The sequence below is a fragment of the Streptomyces sp. NPDC001889 genome (genome assembly GCF_053594535.1).
The window spans coordinates 51,160-68,659 of the sequence record NZ_JBSFER010000007.1; the positions used below are offsets into that span (position 1 = coordinate 51,160).

Genomic DNA, 17,500 nt, shown 5'->3' on the forward strand with positions numbered 1-17,500 from the left:
TCACTTCTCCTCAGGTGTGCGGCGGGGTGCGGGGTACGGGCCGGGCGGTACGGGCCGGGCGGTGCCGGCCGGGTGTGCGGGAAGGCCTCCGGCGACGGCGTCGATGGCGTGGTCGATCAGCCCGACGAGCGGGCGGCTGCCGCCGATCCGCTGCCAGTGGGTGAAGCAGGAGCGGATGGCGCCCTCGGCGACGCAGTACACGAGGGAGGGGTAGTGGTCGTCCGGCGCGAGACCGAGGCGGCGGGCGAGGGCGTCGATGTTGCGCCGCTCCTCGTCGGCCTCCAGCGCGACCAGCCGGGAGACCAGCGCGACATGGTCGGTGAGGACCGTCAGCCGGGTCACCCACTCCTCCCGGTCCGCGTCGACGGACTCGAAGTCGCGGCGCCAGGCCCAGGCGCAGATGTGCAGCGGGCCGAGGGACGGCGGGGCGGTGGCGATGCGTTCGAGCGCCTCGGCGGAGCGCTCCGCGTGGTCCGGGTAGGGCAGCAGCAGGGCGTCCTCCTTCGAGCCGAAGTAGTTGAAGAAGGTCCGGGGGGAGACGCCCGCGGCGGCGCTGATGTCCTCCACGGTCACCCGGTCGAGCCCGCGCTCGGCGACGAGGCGCAGGGCCGTGGTCGCCAGCAGACGATGGGTCTCCCGCCGCTTGCGCTCACGCAGCCCCCCGCCGGGGCGGGGGGTGCGGGCGGGGACGGGGGGAGATGCCGGGGCTGCCGGGGCGGCCTGCGTCGGCTCGGTCGATGTCACACGATCAACGGTAGTTGGGTTTATGCAGTCACTGCAAGATTGCAGAGGACGCAATTTTTGGGGCCGGTGGACAGGCGGGGGCGGGGGATGGTGCGGGGGCGGGGCGCGGTGCGGGCTCGGGCGTGGGCGGGAGTCGGGCCCGGTGTGGGCCGCGCGCGGGAGAGGGCCCGGGCACGGGTCGGGCACCCGCGTCGGCCAATGCCGGCCGGCCGGCGGGAACAGGCCGCCCGTGCCGGGCCCTGGTCGGGCGCGGGCGCGGGCGCGGGCCGTGCGAGGGCACGGGCACGGTGCGGGCTCGGGTCGGAGCGGCCACGCCGGCCGATGCCGGTCAACCCGCGAGGCCGGGGGCACGGGCACGGGTCGCGGGCGCGGGCCGTGCGAGGGTGCGGGCGCGGTGCGGGCTCGGGTCGGAGCGGCCACGCCGGCCGATGCCGGTCGACCGGCGAGGACGGGGGCGCGGGCACGGGTCGCGGGCGCGGGCCGTGCGAGGGTGCGGGCGCGGTGCGGGCTCGGGTCGGAGCGCCCACGCCGGCCGATGCCGGTCAACCCGCGAGGCCGGGGGCGCGGGCACGGGTCGCGGGTCGCGGGCTGGGGGAGCCGTGGGCCGATGCCGGCCGGCCGGCGGGGACAGGCCACCCGTGCCCGGTCCGGTGCGGGTGGTCAGGAGGCTCGCTTGCCGGAGGACTTCCCGGCGGCGGTCTTCCTGGCGGCCGGCTTCTTCGCCGCCGCTTTCCTGGTGGCGGTCCCCGCCGACGCGGACTTGCCCGTCGTGGCCTTCTTGGCCGGGGATTTCCTCGCCGGGGACTTCTTCGCGGGGGTCTTCTTCGCGGCGGCCTTCCCCGCCGGCGCCTTCCCCCCAGCGGCGGACTTCCTCCGGCCCTTGATCGGTGTCACGTCCGCGACCCCGCCCTCCTCCCCCTCCCGCGCCTCCCTGGCCGCCCGCACACTGCCCTCCAGCGCGGCCATCAGATCGATGACCTGCCCACCGCCGCGCTCCGCGCGCTCCGTCTCCGGCAGCGCCTCCCCGCCCTCCGCCTTCGCCGCGATCATCGCCTCCACGGCCTCGCGGTAATCGTCGTGCAGCGACTCCATGTCAACCTCGCCGAGCGTGTCCATCAGCGCGTCCGCCAGGTCGAGTTCGGCGTCCCGGACCGTCACATCGGACTCCGGGGCCACCCCCTCGGGGCTGCGGATCTCATCCGGCCAGAGCAGACCGTGCATGGCGATGACATCGTCCACCACCCGCAGCATCCCGAGCCTCTCCCGCCCGCGCAGGGCGAACTTGGCGAGGGCCACCTTCCGGCTCCGCTTCAGCGCCTCGCGCAGGAGGGTGTAGGGCTTGGCCGCCGGGACCCCGTTGGCGGAGAGGTAGTACGCCGCGTCCATCTGGAGCGGGTCGATGGAGGAGGCCGGCACGAAGGCGACGATCTCGATCGTCTTCGCCGTCGGGATCGGCAGCGCCGCCAGATCCTCGTCGGTGATCGGGATGATCGAGCCGTCGGCCTCCTCGTACCCCTTGCCGATCTCCGCCGCCGGGATCTCCTTCTCCTCCAGCTCGCAGACCTTGCGGTAGCGGATGCGGCCGCCGTCGGACGTATGGATCTGACGGAAGGAGACCGAGTGGTTCTCGGTGGCGTTCACCAGCTTGATCGGGATGCTGACCAGACCGAAGGAGATCGCGCCGTTCCATATGGATCGCACCATGGGGCAGATCCCTCTCATACCGGGCGGGACGGATGTCGTACGGGTCCTCCCTGCACAGTCTCTCGGCAGTGCGGCCTCTCTGCCACCGGTCCCGGCGAGGGGCGCGACACGGGAGGGGCGGGCGCGGGGCGGGATTCGGCCGGGCGTTATCCACCGGTTTCATGGGATTCTCGGGGTATGACGCCGATCACAGAGGTGGCGGGGCGGCGGCTGGCGCTCAGCAACCTCGGCAAGGTCATCCACCCCGCGACCGGGACCACCAAGGGCGAGCTGCTGCACTACTACGCCCTCACCGCACCGGCGCTGCTCCCCCATCTGAGGGACCGGCCCATCTCCTTCCTGCGGTATCCGGACGGGCCGGAGGGCCAGCTCTTCTTCACCAAGAACCCGCCCCCCGGTACGCCGTCGTGGGTACGGGTGGCTCCGGTGCCCCGCTCCGACGACCCGGGTGCCCGGCAGGTCGTCGTGGACGATCTGCCGTCGCTGATGTGGGCGGCGAATCTGGTGGTGGAGTTCCACACTCCGCAGTGGCGGGCGCGGGAGCCCGGCATCGCCGACCGGATGGTCTTCGACCTCGACCCCGGGGCCCCGGCGGGGATTCCCGAGTGCTGTGACGTGGCGCTGTGGCTGCGGGAGCGGCTGGCGGCGGACGGGCTCGGGGCCTGGGTGAAGACCTCGGGCTCCAAGGGTCTGCATGTGCTGGTGCCGATCGCGCCCGCGCCGTCCGGGGAGGTCTCGGCGTACGCCAAGGGGCTGGCCGTGGAGGGGGAGGCGGCGCTGCCGGGGCTGGTGCTGCACCGGATGGCGCGGGCCCTGCGGCCCGGGAAGGTCTTCGTCGACCACAGCCAGAACGCCGCCGCGAAGACCACGGCGACGCCCTACACGCTGCGGGCGCGCGCGGAGCCCTCGGTGTCGGCACCGGTGACCTGGGAGGAGGTGGAGAGCCGGCGGGAGCTGGCGTATCTGCCGGGGGACATCGCGCCCCGGCTCGACCGGTACGGGGATCTGCTGGCCCCGCTCACCGATCCGGCGCTCGCCCGGCCGCTGCCGTGAGCGGGGACGGGGCAGGGGGCGGCGGGGGGCGCGGGGTGCCCGGGCCGCACCTGCGGCCACCGCTGCGGGTGGCGCGCGCGGAGTCCGTCGGTACGCTGCCGCGCGGGGCGAACCTCGCGTACGAGCCCAAGTTCGACGGCCACCGGATGCTGGTGTTCCGCACCGGCGGGAAGGTGGTCCTCCAGGCGCGCTCGGGGCGGATCGTGACGGCGGCCTTCCCCGATCTCGCGGAGGCGGCCCGGCTGCTTCCCGACGGGAGCGTGCTGGACGGCGAGGTGGTGGTGTGGGTCGGCGGGCGCACCGACTTCGCCGCCGTGCAGCGGCGGGCCACCGCGACCCCGGGGCGCGCACCGGAACTCGCGCGCCGGCTGCCCGCTTCGTACGCGGCCTTCGATCTGCTCGCGGAGGGCGGGGAGGATCTGCGGGGGCTGGTGTACGAGACGCGGCGCCGCCGCCTGGTCGCCCTGCTGGCGCCGCTCGGCCCGCCGCTCCAGGCGGTGCCGATGACCCGGGACGCGGAGGAGGCGGCCGACTGGTACGCGTCCCTGCCGGGGATCGGTGTGGAGGGGCTGGTGATCAAGCGGGTGGACCAGACGTACGGGACCCGTCGGGGCGGGGCACGGGCGTGGCGCAAGCTCCGGCACACCGCTGTGCGGGACGCGGCGGTCGTCGGCTTCACCGGGGTGCCGGGGCGGCCGGCGGCGCTGGTGGTGACCGTGCCCGACGACGACACCCCGGTGGTGACCGGGGCTCTGACGCCGGGGCTGCGAGCGCAGGCGGCGGAGGTGCTGGTGGAGGAGGGGGAGGGAGAGGGGGAGGGGCGGGCGATGGCGATCGGTATCGGTGAGGTTGCCTACCGGCGGGTGGGGCCGGGGGTGATGGCGGAGGTGGAACAGCGCACCACCCGCCACGGCACCACGGTGGTCCTCCGCCTGCGCCTCCCCCAGGACCAGGCCCCTTGACGCCCGGTCCCGCCCATAATCTCCCCCGGAGCTGCCCCGGACCGGCTGGGAATGCTCAGCCCCGCCGGAAACCCGAGCAACCCCGGCCCCGCCGGCGATTGAGGCGCGGGGGCTCGGGGGCAGGCCCCCGACCGCGGCCCGCACCGTGCGGGCACCCGTGGCACGGGGGCCGTCCTCGAACTCCCCCAGAGCCGCCTCCCGGAGGCACCCCCGGACCGGCTCGGACTGCCCAGCCCCGCCGGAGGCGCCAACCACCCCAGCCCCGCCGGCGATTGAGGCGCGGAGGTTCGGGGGCCGGAGTCCGAGACGGGTCCGGGCGGGGGGAAGAGGTGTGGGGGCTTGGGGCAATATCCCCTCGATGTCAGAGCCGTGGTGCAGACTCTCCCCAAGCGCTCTGTTCCAGCGCATAGTTCAGGGCGCGGAGTTGGCAGCGCACGGCTCTTGGGAGGGGGCGGCGTGTTCGGGGGGATCGATGAGGTCGACTGGGCCGCACTGGAGCACGCGTACGGTCCGGCCGATGACGTGCCGGAACTGCTGCGCGGATTGGCGTCCGCCGACCCGGCGGAGCGCGAGGCCGCGCTCGACGGAATGTACGGGGCGGTCCATCACCAGGGAGATGTGTACGACGCGACACTCGCGTGCATCCCGTTCCTGCTGGAGCTGGTGGCCGACCCGGCCGTCCAGGACCGCGGGGGCATCGTCGAGCTGCTGACCAGCATCGGCGGCATCGACCTGGACGGCGATGACGAACTGGACCCGGAGGACGAGGAGTTCGAGTACGCGGCGAACTACGCGATGGCCGCCTCCGCGGTCACCGCGGGCGCCGATGTCTTTCTCGCGCTGATCGACGCGGACGACCGGGGCGTTCGGCTCACCGCCCCGCTGGCGCTCGCCGCGCTGCACGGCGAGCCGGAGCTGGTGCTCGGGCTGCTGCGGGAGCGGCTGAGGATCGAGCGGGACCCGGAGGTGCGCTTCGCCTGTGTGGAGGCGGCCGGCCGGATAGCGCTGCGCCACGACACCCTGGCGTCGGAGGTGGTGGAGTGGCTGATCGAGCTGGCCCGGATGCCGTACGAACCGGCGGCGCGCGGCGCCCGTGGCGCGCCGGCGCAGCGTCGGGCCGGGGCGGCCGGGGCCGCCGGGCGGGAGGCGCCGCCCGCCGGGGCTCCCGAGTGCCGCACCCACTGGTCGTACGACGCGGGACTGCGGCTCTCCGCCCTGGCCCAGCTCGCCCGGTGCGCCCCGCAGGCGCTGCCCGCCGATGTGGTGCCCGGGGTGATGGGGCTGCTGCGGGAGCTGCGGGCGGGCCCCTCGACCCAGGCACCGGGACCGGACGCGGGTCCGGACAGGGGTGCGGGCCGGGCGGCCGGCCCGGCGGACCCGGAGAGCGCGGGCCGCCACGCCCCCTGGACCGGCGATCTGCTGCGCACGCTCCACTCGGGGCTCGGGGACCGCGTCGAGGACCGCACCGCGCTCCTCGCCGACCAGCTCTGCAGCCCCGACTGGGGACAGCGGATCGACGCCGTCCGGATGAGCAGCGGTCTGCTCCGCACCTGGCGCGGGGAGTACGGCGAGCTGATCGGCCTGATCGGGGAGCAGCTCGCCGACAAGGAACCCCGGCTGGCGGACGCCGCGGCCGTGGCGCTCGGGGAGCTGTTCGACCTCGCCACCCCCGCCGCCGACGCCCTGGCGGAGTTCGTCTCCGCCGACCCGGGGTGCTGGGTGCAGGAGTGGGCGAGCGGGCCGCTGATGCTCGGCAGCCCGGTCGCGGCGCTGGCGCGCGCGGGCGATGCCCGGGTGGTGCCGGTGCTGGCCCGGATGCTGGAGCTGCCCGAGGCCCCGCAGGACCTCGGCTATGTGCTGGACCATCTGGGCCAGGCCGCGGCCCCGCTCGCCCCCGCGCTGCGCGGCAGGCTGGCGGAGACCGAGCTGGACGACCGGCTCTACGACTCGGCGGGCCCGCTGCTCTACGGCCTCACCGCGCTCCGGGCGGTCGACGCGCTCCCGGAGGTCCTGCGGATACTGCGGGGCGCGCCGGAGTACCGCAGGGAGTGGGTGGTGGAGCTGGTGCTGCGGACGCTCACCGCGTTCGGCCCGGCCGCCCGGGAGGCGGTGCCGGATCTGCGGGCGCTGCTGGCGCGGGCCGCCCGCTCGGGGGTGCTGTCGGGGGCGTTCGCGGCGAAGACCGCCGCCGCCTTATGGGCGGTGGAGGGGGACGCGGGGGCGGTGCTGCCGATGCTGCGCACGGCGCTCGCGTCGGCCGACTCCGGCGCCCGCCGCTCGGCGGCGGGCGTGCTGGGGACGATGGGTCCGGCCGCCCGCCCCGCCGTCCCGGGCCTCCGTCTGCTGCTCCGCTCCTCCGACCCCTGGACACGGGTGGACGCGGCGCTGGCCCTGTGGCGGGTGACCGGCGACCCGGAGCCCGGCTGGCCGGTGCTCCGGGCGGCCTGGGCCGAGCTGCCGTTCACCCGGGTTCCGACGGCCGAGCGGCTGGCCGAGCGGGCGGGCGGGGAGCCCGTGGCGGGCCGCGCCGATGGGGCGGACCGGCTGCTGCGGGCGGAGCTGTCCCGTATCCGCCGGCACAACGCCATAGACGGCGGATACGGCAGCCATGACATCGTGAGGGACGAGAGACTGCTGGCCCTGTGCCGGCGGGCGCTGACCCGGGAGGGACCCAACACATGATCATCTTCGGTACCAAGGGGTACCTCCACCAGCTCGCGATCCTGACCTTCGTCTGCGGCTTCTGCGGCAACCCCGCGGCGCACACGCTGCGGAAGCGGGTCACCAAGTTCACCCTGTTCTTCGTGCCCCTCATCCCGCTCTCCACCAAGTTCCAGACGCAGTGCACCTTCTGCGGCGCCGAGCGGAAGGTGAGCCGGGAGGAGGCGGACGCGCTGCTGGCGCAGAGCACCGCCGGACCGGGCATATCCGGCCCCCAGGGTCCGCAGGGCCCCGGGGGCGGGCAGCCGTACGGCGGGCCGCGGCAGCAGGGCCGCAACCCCTACCAGCACTGAGCGACCGCGCGCTCCCGGTGCCCGGCGGCGGCGCCGGGGAGCAGGGCCGCCGGTCCCCGGGCGCGCGCGTCGGGGCAGCCGGCTGCGCATAGGGTGGACGGGTCCGGCCGTCCGCCCTGCGAGGAGAACCTTGCGCTCGCCCTCACCCCGACCGCTGTGCGCCGCCCTGCTCGCGGCGGGCTGTGTCGCCGTGCTGGCCGGCTGCGGGGACGCGGGCATGGTGAAGAGCGCGGGCCCGACCGCCACGGCCACCGGGCCCGTACGGCTGTGGCCGGGTCTGCCGCCGGTCACCGCCCCGCCGTACGACTACGGCGAGGCGGACACCGCGCGGGTCCCGGGCATCGAGGTGCCGTCGCGGGGCGTGCGCGCGCTCGATCCGGTCGAGGTGCTGCGGGCCGAGAAGGGCGCCGCCCCCGACGCGCACACCGGAATCGACGGGCTCTACCAGGAGACCGTGGACAAGCTCGCGGAGTGCGGCGACAAGGCGAAGAGCTGCCCGGTGCTGCGGCCGTACCACCGCGATCTGACGGGGGACGGCCGCGAGGAGCTGATCATCGGGGTCACCATGCCCGAGCAGCAGACGGCGGTGCGCTGCTACACGCCGGACAGGAAGGGCCGGCTGACGCGGATCATGGCGACATCCGACCAGCTGGTGAGTGTGGAGGTCGCGGGCCGGGACATCATTCTGCGTTCGGTCTCGGCGGGCATCCCGGGGTACGAGTACCGCACGGTCTGGTCCTGGGACGGCCGCCATCAGGCGATGCTCCAGACCAGTGACGAGATCGTCCGGGTGAAGCCGGGGGCCCGGGAGCGGGTGCCGGGTGCGGCGGAGTCCGGTCCGGCGGCGGATCAGCCGTGAGCCGCCGTCCGCGCTTCCGGCTCCGGCACACCGCGCCGGGGCCGTACCGGCCGGGCCGCCCTCGGCGGCCCCGGCTGCCGCTGCCGCGCTGGACGGCGACCCTCACCTGGAAGGCCGCCGTCTTCATCACGGTCATGTGCTGCGCGCTCGCCGCGCTGCTGGGCGCGCTGGTGCACGCGGCGGTGACCGCGCAGACCGTGGAGCAGGCGCGGGAGAAGGCGCTCGGCAAGCTGACGGAGGTCACCGAGGCGTACGAGACCGGTGAGCCGCTGCCGCCGTACGCGGGGCTGAACCCGCCGGGGCTGCCCGATTCGCTGCGCGCGCTGGCGCTCGACGGGGAGCGCGGCACGATGGTCAACACCTTCCGGAGCCGCCCCACCATGTGGGCGGCGGGCCCGGCGGACGGCCGGGCGCTGGCGGTGCGGATCGACTACACGCTCAGCGCGCGCACGATCACCGGCCTCGACCAGGCGATCCTGGGCTCGGCGGGGCTGGCGATCGGGGCGACGCTGCTGGTGGGCGCGTTCGCCGTGACCCGGGTGACCCGTCGGCTGCATCTGACGGCGCAGGTGGCCCGGCGGATCAGCGCGGGCGATCTGGACGCCCGGGTGAACGACCCCCGCACCGAGGACCCCACCCGCCCGCAGGACGAGGTGGCGACGGTCTCCGTCGCGCTGGACACCATGGCGTCCTCGCTCCAGCGCAAGCTGCTGAACGAGCAGCGGTTCACCGCCGATGTGGCGCATGAGCTGCGGACCCCGCTGACCGGTCTGACGGCGGCGGCCGAGCTGCTGCCGGAGGGCCGCCCGACCGAGCTGGTGCGGGACCGGGTGCGGACCATGCGCTCGCTGACGGAGGATCTGCTGGAGATCTCCCGGCTGGACGCGGGGTGCGAGACGGTGGATCTGGATGTGCACGAGCTGGGTCTGCTCGCGCGGCGGGTGGTGCTGGCCTCCGGCACCGACACCGAGGTGCGGGTGGTGCGGGACGCGCTGGTGGAGACCGACCGGCGGCGGCTGGAGCGGGTGCTCGGCAATCTGGTCGCCAACGCCCATGGGCACGGCGAGGGGCCGGTGGTGGTCACCGTCGACGGCCCGGTGGTGACGGTCTCGGACGAGGGCCCGGGGTATCCCGGATATCTGCTGGAGCACGGCCCGGCGCGGTTCCGCACCGAGGGCGGCGGCGGCAAGGGACACGGTCTGGGGCTGACGATCGCGGTCGGGCAGGCGGCGGTGATCGGCGCGGAGCTGCGGTTCCGCAACGCGGCGACCGGGGGCGCGGTGGCCCGCGTGGAGCTGCCGCCGTCCCTCCCGGAACGGACGCCCTCCCGGCGCGGATGACGGCCCCCGGCGGCGGGAGGGCCCGGCGGGTGCGCCCGGCACCCGACGGTCCCCGCCACCCGAGCGGCACTCCGACACAGGTAACACAAGGTTCATAAGGGACATAAGCATTCGGGCTTGCTACGTTGCGTGGCATGACCGCTACGACGAGGGCCGCGGACGCTCCCCCGCCCGCCCCCCGCTTCCCCCGGCGGCGCGGCGTCGAACTCTCCCTCCTCTGCGCCGCCGTCCTCATCTCCGTCCTCGGCTATGTGTCCGTGGGCCTCGCCCGGCACCACGCCGTCCCCCACGACGTACCGCGCTACGGAGCGGGCCTGGGCGCCCTCGCGCTCCTGGCCCATCTCGCCGTACGGCTGCGCGCCCCCTGCGCCGATCCGCTGCTGCTGCCCATCGCGGTGCTGCTCAACGGCCTCGGTCTGGTGCTGATCTACCGGCTCGACCAGGAGACCCCGGGCGCGAGCGCCGCACCCGCGCAGCTGGTGTGGTCCACGCTCGGGGTCGCGCTCTTCACCGCCGTCGTGGTACTGCTCCGCGACCACCGGGTGCTCCAGCGGTACGCCTATGTCTCGGTCGCCGCCGCGCTGGCGCTGATGACCGTGCCGATCTTCTTCCCCGCCGTGAACGGCGCCCGGATCTGGATCAGGGCCGGCGGACTCTCCTTCCAGCCGGGCGAGTTCGCCAAGATCCTGCTCGCCGTCTTCTTCGCCGCCTATCTCGCCGCCAACCACCACACCCTCGCCGTCACCGGCCGCCGTATCGGGTGGCTCCAGCTGCCGACCGGCCGGGTGCTGGGGCCCGTCGTCACCATCTGGCTGATCAGCGTCGGGGTGCTGGTGCTGGAGCGGGATCTCGGCACCTCGCTGCTCTTCTTCGGCCTCTTCGTGGTGATGCTCTATGTCGCCACCGGCCGGACCGGCTGGATCGCGGTCGGGCTGACCCTGGCGGCGGCCGGGGCGTTCGCCGTCGGAACGCTGGAGCCGCATGTGCACGGCCGGGTCGAGGACTGGCTCAGCCCCTTCGCCACCATCGAGGCGGGCCAGGGCCCCAGCCAGGTGGCGCAGTCGCTGTTCGCCTTCGGCGCCGGCGGGATGCTCGGCACCGGCCTCGGCCTCGGCCACTCCGCGCTCATCGGCTTCGCCGCCAAGTCGGACTTCATCCTCGCCACCGCCGGGGAGGAGCTGGGCCTGGTGGGCCTGACCGGGATTCTGCTGCTGTACGCGCTGCTGGTGGCCCGGGGCTTCAAGTGCGGCCTCTGTCTGCGCGACCCCTTCGGCCGGCTGCTCGCCGTGGGGCTCGCGTCGATCGTCGCGCTCCAGGTCTTCGTCATCACCGGCGGGGTCACCGGGCTGATCCCGCTGACCGGGATGGCGATGCCCTTCCTCGCGCAGGGCGGCTCGTCGGTCGTCACCAACTGGATCATCGTGGCGCTGCTGATCCGGGTCAGCGACTCGGCCCGCGGACCGCGCCCGGAGCCCGCCGGGTCCCTGGTGCTCGCGGCGGGTGAGGCCCGGTGATCCGCTGTATCCGCCGGGCCGCCGCGCTCTGTCTCGTCCTCCTGGCCGCGCTGCTCGCCAACGCCGCCCGGCTCCAGATCGTCGAGGCCGGCGCACTGGACGGCAACCCGGCCAACCGGCGCGCCGTCATCGCCCGTTACGGCGAGCCGCGCGGCGACATCCTCGTCGAGGGGCGGCCGGTGACCGGGTCCCGGGACTCCGGACAGCAGCTGCGCTTCGAGCGCACCTACACCGACGGCGCGCTGTACGCGCCGGTGACCGGGTTCTCCTCGCAGACGTACGGCACGACGCTGGTGGAGCACGCCGAGGACGCGATGCTGGCGGGCACGCACCCGCTGCTGACCCCGTTCCCGTTCTGGAACGATCTGAGCCGGGGCCGCCCGGCCGGCGGGGATGTCACCACCACCATCCGGGCGGAGACCCAGCGCGCCGCCTACACCGGGCTCGCGGGGAGACGGGGAGCGGTGGCCGCGGTCGAGCCGTCGACCGGCCGGGTGCTCGCGCTGGTCAGCAGCCCCTCGTACGACCCCGGGGTGCTCTCCGGCACCGGGCGGGACGTGAAGACGGCCTGGGCGAGGCTCAACGCGCTGACCACCCAGCCGATGCTGAACCGGGCGATCCGCCAGACCTATCCGCCCGGCTCCACCTTCAAGATCGTGACAGCGGCGGCGGCACTGGACGCCGGGGTGGTCACCGATGTGGAGGCGCCGACCCGCACCCCCGACCCCTATCTGCTGCCCGGCACCCGCACCACGCTCCCCAACGCGGCGGACGGCTGTGGGGACGCCTCCCTGGCGTACGCGATCCAGTGGTCGTGCAACACGGTGATGGCCCGGCTGGGGGTGCGGATCGGGCTGCCCGGGATGGTGGAGGCGGTGCGGCGCTTCGGCTTCAACGACCGGCTGCTGACGATTCCGTCCGCCGTCGCCCCCTCCAACTTCGACACCCGGATGTCGGTGGATCAGCTGGCTCTCTCCTCCATCGGCCAGTTCAACACCACGGCGACCCCGCTCCAGATGGCGATGGTGGCGGGGGCGGTGGCCAACGGCGGGGAGCTGAAGCACCCGTATCTGGTGGACCGGGTGACCAGCGGCGGCGGTGTCCGCACGGTGGCGCAGGCGCGGCAGCGCTCGTACCAGCAGGCCATGAGCCCCACCACGGCGCAGCGGTTGCAGCGGCTGATGGTGGGGGTGGTGGAGGGCGGGACGGGGTCGGGGGCGGCGATCGAGGGCGCGACCGTGGGCGGCAAGACCGGCACCGCCCAGCACGGTCTGGGCAACTCCGGCATCCCCTATGCCTGGTTCATCTCCTGGGCCCAGGCCCGGGACGCCGTCCAGCCCGCCGTCGCGGTCGCGGTGGTGGTGGAGGACGCCGAGGCGGTACGGGGGCAGATCAGCGGCGGGGGGAGCGCGGCGCCGATCGCGCGGGCGGTGATGGAGGCGGCCCTGCGCGACTGACCGGCGCGGGCGCTCGGCGCGGGTGACCGGCGCGGGTGACCGGCCGCGGGTGACCGGCGCGGCGCCGACGGGGGCGCGGGACACCGGCCCACGGCTCCGGGGCGGCTCGGGTACCACCCGCCCGGGAGGCCGGATGCGACCGGGGCACACCCTCCCACGGGGCGCGGGACCGCCCCGCCGCACAGGACCGCCCGCCGGGCGCGGCCCAGGACCGGGCCGCCCGGCACCCGTGCCGCCGGGGCGCCGGGGCGTCGGGGCGTCGGGGCGTCGGGCGCGGGCCCCGGCTCAGTCCGGGAGAGCCTCGCGGCGCTCCAGCCAGACCCCGGGGGCCCTGTCCACCCCGGTGGCCGCCGCCACGATCCCCCCGGTGATGGCGCAGGTGGTGTCCACATCGCCGAAGCCCTCGGCGGTGGCCCAGAGCGCGGCCTCCAGATCGTCCCGGTGGCGGGTCGCGGTCCAGACGGCGAACGGGACGGTGTCGTCGGCGCGGATGCGCATCCCGTTGCCGAGGATGCCCGCCGCCTCCCCGGGGGCGGTGGTGAGGGGGAGACCGGCGGCGCGGCGCAGACCGTCCTGGACGGTGCCGGCGGGGGTGCGGTCGGCCACCGGGCCGAGGGACAGCTCGCCCCGGGCCGACAGCGCGGCGGCCACCGCGACCGCCACCGCGCCCGCGACGCCCTCGGGGTGGGCGTGGGTCACCCGCGCGGAGCGGGCGGCCTGGTCGGCGGCCCGGTCGGGATCGGTGGCGAAGTACGCGCCGAGCGGGGCGACCCGCATGGCCGCGCCGTTGCCGAAGCTGCCGCCGTCGAAGAGGCCGGGGGCCCACTCGCGCCAGCCCTCCGGCCGCTCCAGGAGCCGGGGCAGCAGCATGTGCATGCCGTGGCCGTAGCCGCGCCCCCGGTCGGTCTCGTAGCGGTGGGCGAAAGCCGCCGCCAGCCGGTCCTGGTCGATTTCGCCCGACTCGCCGGACTCCTCCAGCACCTGGTGGACCGAGAGCGCCATCGCGGTGTCGTCGGTCCAGTGCCAGTGGGCCTCCTCGGGAGTGCGCCGGGCGCCGATCTCGGCGCGGGCCCGCTCCCGCTCCCGGAAGAGCGGGAACCAGCGCTCCCCGAACGCGTCGCCGAGCGCGAGCCCTTCGAGGCTGCGGCGGCTGCGGCGGACTGCTTCACGGTGGGCCCGGCTCACGGTGGTGGTCATGCCGCCATGGTCCCGGACCGGGAAGCCCGCCGTATATCCATTGTCGTCCGGGAACAGGGCGTTTTCCGTCCTCCTGGCGGACGATCTCCGGCCGTCCCGGCCGCCCCTACGGTGGAGGCATGACTCTCCTCCACGTCCATGACCACGGGGGCGACGGCACCCCTCTCCTGCTGCTCCACGGCGCGGGGCGCTCGCTCGCCGACTGGGACGCCGTCGCCGGGCGGCTCACCGCGGGACACCGGGTGCTCGCCGCCGATCTGCCCGGGCACGGCCGCTCCCCCGCGCGCTCCCCCTGGACCCTCGACGGCGCCCTGCGGGACATCGAGGAGACCCTCGGCGAGCACGGGATGCCCGGCGCCGCCGTCGTCGGCCACTCCCTGGGCGGGGGGATCGCCGCCCTGTACGCGGCGGCGCACCCCGGCCTCACCCCCGCCGCGGTGAACCTGGACGGCTTCGGCTGGGGCGCGCCCGGCCGGTACCCGGCGGCGGACCGGGTGCGGGAGATGGGCAGGGCCGCGGCCGGAGCGGTCGTACCGCCGGAGTACGTACAGCAGCAGGTGGAGTACGCCGGGCGGTTCGGCGTCCCCGCGGGGCGGGCGCGGGCGGCGACGCTGGGCGCGCTGCGCCCGCTGGACGACGGCCGGTGGCAGACGCTGCCCGAGCGGGCGGCGGCGCTGGAGATGCTGGACGCCCTGGACGCCCTGGACGTCTTCGCGCTGCTGCGGCGGGTGCCGTGCCCGCTGCTGGTGGTCCGGGCCCGGCGGGAGCTGCCCGGCACCCCCGGCATGGAGTGGCTCGACGAGCTGCTCCGGGAGTACGGGAAGGGACTTGACCGGGATCTGGCCGCGCTCACCGCCGACCGGGGCCCGGAGCGGGTGCGGGTCGCGGACATCGACGCGACGCACGCGATGCTGCTGGAGGAACCGGCGGAGGTGGCGGAGCTGGTGGCGGGGTTCCTGGGCTGAGCGGACCGGGGCTCGCGGGAAGCCCTCCTCGGCGCGGGGGTGTTGACGCACTTACTGACAAGGAGTCTTATAAGAGGGTGCCCCGGGGACCCGGACCGGACCGGCCCCTTCCCCGGACCGCCCCCGGCCCCGGCGGCACCCCCTGTCCCCGACGCGCCACCCCTGTGGACCTCGCGAGGTGCCCGACACCATGACGACCACCGCACCCGGACACGACGACACCGCCGGCCGTCTCCATGACGCGCTCGGCCCGCTCCGCGACCGCGAACAGGTCGCCCGCCGGCTGCTGGACGCCTCGGCCCGGCACTCGTTCGACCCCGACCGCGAACTCGACTGGGACGCGCCGTTCACCGACGGCAAGTGGTTCTGGCCGCCGGAGCTGGTCTCCCTGTACGGCACCCCGCTGTGGCGGCGGATGCCCGAGGAGCAGCGGATGGACCTGGCGCGGCACGAGGCCGCGTCCCTCGCGTCCCTCGGCATCTGGTTCGAGATCATCCTGATGCAGCTGCTGGCCCGGCACATCTACGACAAGCCCGTGACCAGCGGTCATGTACGGTACGCCCTCACGGAGATCGCCGATGAGTGCCGCCACTCGATGATGTTCGCCCGCATGATCGAGAAGGGCGGCACCCCCGCGTACCCCGTGCCCCGCGTCCACCACAACGCCGCCCGTGTCCTGAAGACCGTCTCCACCACCCCGGGCTCCTTCGCGGCCACCCTCCTCGGCGAGGAGATCCTCGACTGGATGCAGCGGCTCACCTTCCCCGACGAGCGGGTGCAGCCGCTGGTGCGCGGCGTCACCCGCATCCATGTGGTGGAGGAGGCCCGGCATGTGCGGTACGCCAGGGAGGAGCTGCGCCGCCAGATGGTGACCGCGCCCCGCTGGGAGCAGGCGCTCACCCGGGTGAGCTGCGGCCAGGCAGCGCGGGTCTTCTCCGTCTGCTTCGTCAGCCCACGGGTGTACGAGGACGTGGGCCTGGACCGGCGCGAGGCGGTGGCGCAGGTGCGGGCCAGCGGCCACCGGCGCGAGGTGATGCGGTCCGGCGCCCGGCGGCTCACCGACTTCCTGGACGACATCGGTGTGCTGAGGGGGCCGGGCCGGCGGCTCTGGCGGAGCTCCGGGCTGCTGGCGTGAGCCGCGTCCGGACCGGATCGCGGCCGGGGCGCGCCGGTTACGCTGGGGCATGACGACTACCGCACCCGCGGCCCGTGCGTACCGCCGGCTGAGCCTCGAGGAACGGCGCGGCCAGCTTCTCGGCGCGGCACTGCGCCTCTTCGCCCACCAGGCGCCGGAAGATGTCTCACTCGACGACGTGGCGGAGGCGGCCGGGGTGTCGCGCCCTCTCGTCTACCGCTACTTCCCCGGCGGCAAACAGCAGTTGTACGAGACGGCGCTGCGCTCGGCGGCGGACGAGCTCCGGCGGTGCTTCGGCGAGCCCCAGGCCGGCCCGCCCACGGAACGGCTCGGCCGGGTGCTCGACCGCTATCTCGCCTTCGTCGACGGCCACGACGCCGGGTTCAGCGCCCTGCTGCGGGGCGGGAGCGTGGCGGAGACCTCCCGCACCACCGCGATCGTGGACGAGGTGCGGCGGGCCGCCGCCGAACAGATCCTGGTCCATCTCGGCGCCGAGCGCCCCGGCGCCCGGCTGCGCATGCTGGTCCGCACCTGGATCGCCGCGGTGGAGGCGGCCTCCCTGATCTGGCTGGACGAGCGGAAGCAGCCGCCGGCTCCCGAGCTGCGCGACTGGCTGATCGACCATCTGGTGGCGCTGCTCGCGGCCTCGGCGGCGACGGACCCCCAGACGGCGGAGGCGATCGGCGGCCTGCTGGAGCTGGAGCGCCCGGACGGCCCGGTGGGGAGGCTGGCGCGGGGGGTGCTGCGGATGACGGAGAGCGCGGCGCGACGGCGGTAGGTCCGGCACTCGGACGGGCCGTGGCCGGTCAGGTTCCGGTGACGCCGTCGATCCGTTCCCGCAGCAGATCGGCGTGGCCGTTGTGACGCGCGTACTCCTCGATCATATGGATCAGAATCCAGCGCAGCGAGACCTCCCGCCCGCCGAAGAGCTGCCGGGTGAGCGGCTCGTCGGGCAGCAGCCCGCACACGTCCAGCGACACGGCGGCGGCGCTCTCCTTCCGGCTGCGCGCGACCTCCGCCCGCCAGCCGGCCAGCGCGTCACCGGCGCTCCGCGCCGGGTCGAGCAGATGGCCGCCGCCCGCGCGCACCGGCGGAACGTCCCGCTGGGCGAGGACGATCTGGAACCAGTTCCGCTCTACCTCCTCCATGTGCTGCACCAGCCCGAGCAGGGTCATCTCCGACGGCTCGACGGCCACCGTCCGCATCTGCTCGTCGCCGAGTCCGGCGCATTTGAGCGCCAGGGTCTCGCGGTGGAAGTCCAGCCAGGTCTCCAGCATGTGGCGTTCGTCCGCGCACAGCGGCGGTACGGGTCGTCCGTCGGGCATCTCAGGCATGGGAACCACCCTCCCACAGCGGCTCATCGGCCCACCGGGGGCCCGGTGACATCGCCCACGGGCGGGCGGGGGGACACGGGCGGGGGGTGCGCCCGCCCCCCTCCGCACCACCCCCGTCAGGCCCGGCACACCCGGCACACCCGGTACGCGGCAGCGGCACCACGGACCCGCCGCCCCACGGCCACCGACCGCTGGGCCCGACAGCGTGCCCGGTGACATCGC

15 protein-coding genes are annotated in these 17,500 nt (G+C 75.2%); 11 read left to right on the forward strand and 4 right to left on the reverse strand.

Annotated features, from left to right (window positions below; all coding sequences use genetic code 11):
• Positions 1 to 744 carry a TetR/AcrR family transcriptional regulator gene (locus tag ACWCRA_RS09260; RefSeq protein WP_451067170.1) on the reverse strand — a complete coding sequence of 248 codons (744 nt, stop codon included), beginning with the start codon at positions 742 to 744 and terminating at the stop codon, positions 1 to 3.
• 660 nt (positions 745 to 1,404) lie between these two features.
• Positions 1,405 to 2,445 (reverse strand): non-homologous end joining protein Ku, encoded by a 1,041-nt coding sequence (ku, locus tag ACWCRA_RS09265; protein WP_351549423.1) that lies wholly within the window; start codon positions 2,443 to 2,445, stop codon positions 1,405 to 1,407.
• A gap of 180 nt (positions 2,446 to 2,625) precedes the next feature.
• Here ku and ligD point away from each other — a divergent pair, with 180 nt between their 5' ends.
• The 8 genes from ligD (at position 2,626) to ACWCRA_RS09305 (ending at position 12,647) form a co-directional block, all read left to right on the forward strand.
• Positions 2,626 to 3,501, forward strand: coding sequence for a non-homologous end-joining DNA ligase (gene ligD / locus ACWCRA_RS09270; RefSeq protein ID WP_451067171.1), 876 nt, complete (start codon positions 2,626 to 2,628; stop codon positions 3,499 to 3,501).
• Between the two features lie 35 nt (positions 3,502 to 3,536).
• Positions 3,537 to 4,463: an ATP-dependent DNA ligase gene (locus tag ACWCRA_RS09275; protein ID WP_451067172.1), complete on the forward strand. Its 927-nt coding sequence runs from the start codon at positions 3,537 to 3,539 to the stop codon at positions 4,461 to 4,463.
• 456 nt (positions 4,464 to 4,919) lie between these two features.
• Complete coding sequence (locus ACWCRA_RS09280) at positions 4,920 to 7,145, forward strand: PBS lyase (RefSeq protein WP_351549318.1); 2,226 nt, start codon at positions 4,920 to 4,922, stop codon at positions 7,143 to 7,145.
• Positions 7,142 to 7,477 carry a zinc ribbon domain-containing protein gene (locus ACWCRA_RS09285; protein ID WP_351549316.1) on the forward strand — a complete coding sequence of 112 codons (336 nt, stop codon included), beginning with the start codon at positions 7,142 to 7,144 and terminating at the stop codon, positions 7,475 to 7,477. Before ACWCRA_RS09280 ends, ACWCRA_RS09285 begins: the two co-directional genes overlap by 4 nt.
• 130 nt (positions 7,478 to 7,607) lie before the next feature.
• Positions 7,608 to 8,336, forward strand: coding sequence for a hypothetical protein (locus ACWCRA_RS09290; RefSeq protein WP_351549314.1), 729 nt, complete (start codon positions 7,608 to 7,610; stop codon positions 8,334 to 8,336).
• 134 nt (positions 8,337 to 8,470) lie between these two features.
• Positions 8,471 to 9,676 (forward strand): HAMP domain-containing sensor histidine kinase, encoded by a 1,206-nt coding sequence (locus ACWCRA_RS09295; RefSeq protein WP_351549421.1) that lies wholly within the window; start codon positions 8,471 to 8,473, stop codon positions 9,674 to 9,676.
• Positions 9,677 to 9,810: 134 nt separating this feature from the next.
• Complete coding sequence (locus ACWCRA_RS09300; RefSeq protein ID WP_351549312.1) at positions 9,811 to 11,190, forward strand: FtsW/RodA/SpoVE family cell cycle protein; 1,380 nt, start codon at positions 9,811 to 9,813, stop codon at positions 11,188 to 11,190.
• A complete protein-coding gene (locus ACWCRA_RS09305; protein ID WP_351549310.1) occupies positions 11,187 to 12,647 on the forward strand; it encodes a penicillin-binding transpeptidase domain-containing protein in 1,461 nt (486 codons plus the stop codon). Before ACWCRA_RS09300 ends, ACWCRA_RS09305 begins: the two co-directional genes overlap by 4 nt.
• A 285-nt stretch (positions 12,648 to 12,932) precedes the next feature.
• On the opposite strand, the gene ACWCRA_RS09310 is transcribed toward ACWCRA_RS09305, so the two are convergent.
• Positions 12,933 to 13,844 carry an ADP-ribosylglycohydrolase family protein gene (locus ACWCRA_RS09310; RefSeq protein ID WP_351549307.1) on the reverse strand — a complete coding sequence of 304 codons (912 nt, stop codon included), beginning with the start codon at positions 13,842 to 13,844 and terminating at the stop codon, positions 12,933 to 12,935.
• Between the two features lie 119 nt (positions 13,845 to 13,963).
• Between ACWCRA_RS09310 and ACWCRA_RS09315 the strand changes: the two genes are divergently transcribed.
• From ACWCRA_RS09315 to ACWCRA_RS09325, 3 genes are all read left to right on the forward strand, one after another.
• A complete protein-coding gene (locus ACWCRA_RS09315) occupies positions 13,964 to 14,809 on the forward strand; it encodes an alpha/beta fold hydrolase (RefSeq protein WP_351549304.1) in 846 nt (281 codons plus the stop codon).
• Positions 14,810 to 14,999: 190 nt separating this feature from the next.
• Positions 15,000 to 15,944 carry an AurF N-oxygenase family protein gene (locus ACWCRA_RS09320; protein WP_351549301.1) on the forward strand — a complete coding sequence of 315 codons (945 nt, stop codon included), beginning with the start codon at positions 15,000 to 15,002 and terminating at the stop codon, positions 15,942 to 15,944.
• Positions 15,945 to 15,993: 49 nt separating this feature from the next.
• The gene (locus tag ACWCRA_RS09325; RefSeq protein ID WP_451067173.1) at positions 15,994 to 16,722 is read left to right on the forward strand and encodes a TetR/AcrR family transcriptional regulator; all 729 of its coding nucleotides are present in this window, start codon (positions 15,994 to 15,996) and stop codon (positions 16,720 to 16,722) included.
• A 28-nt stretch (positions 16,723 to 16,750) separates the two neighbouring features.
• Here ACWCRA_RS09325 and ACWCRA_RS09330 read toward each other — a convergent pair whose 3' ends face one another.
• On the reverse strand, positions 16,751 to 17,278 hold the full coding sequence (locus tag ACWCRA_RS09330) for a DinB family protein (RefSeq protein WP_351549296.1): 528 nt from the start codon (positions 17,276 to 17,278) through the stop codon (positions 16,751 to 16,753).
• Positions 17,279 to 17,500: the final 222 nt, after the last annotated feature.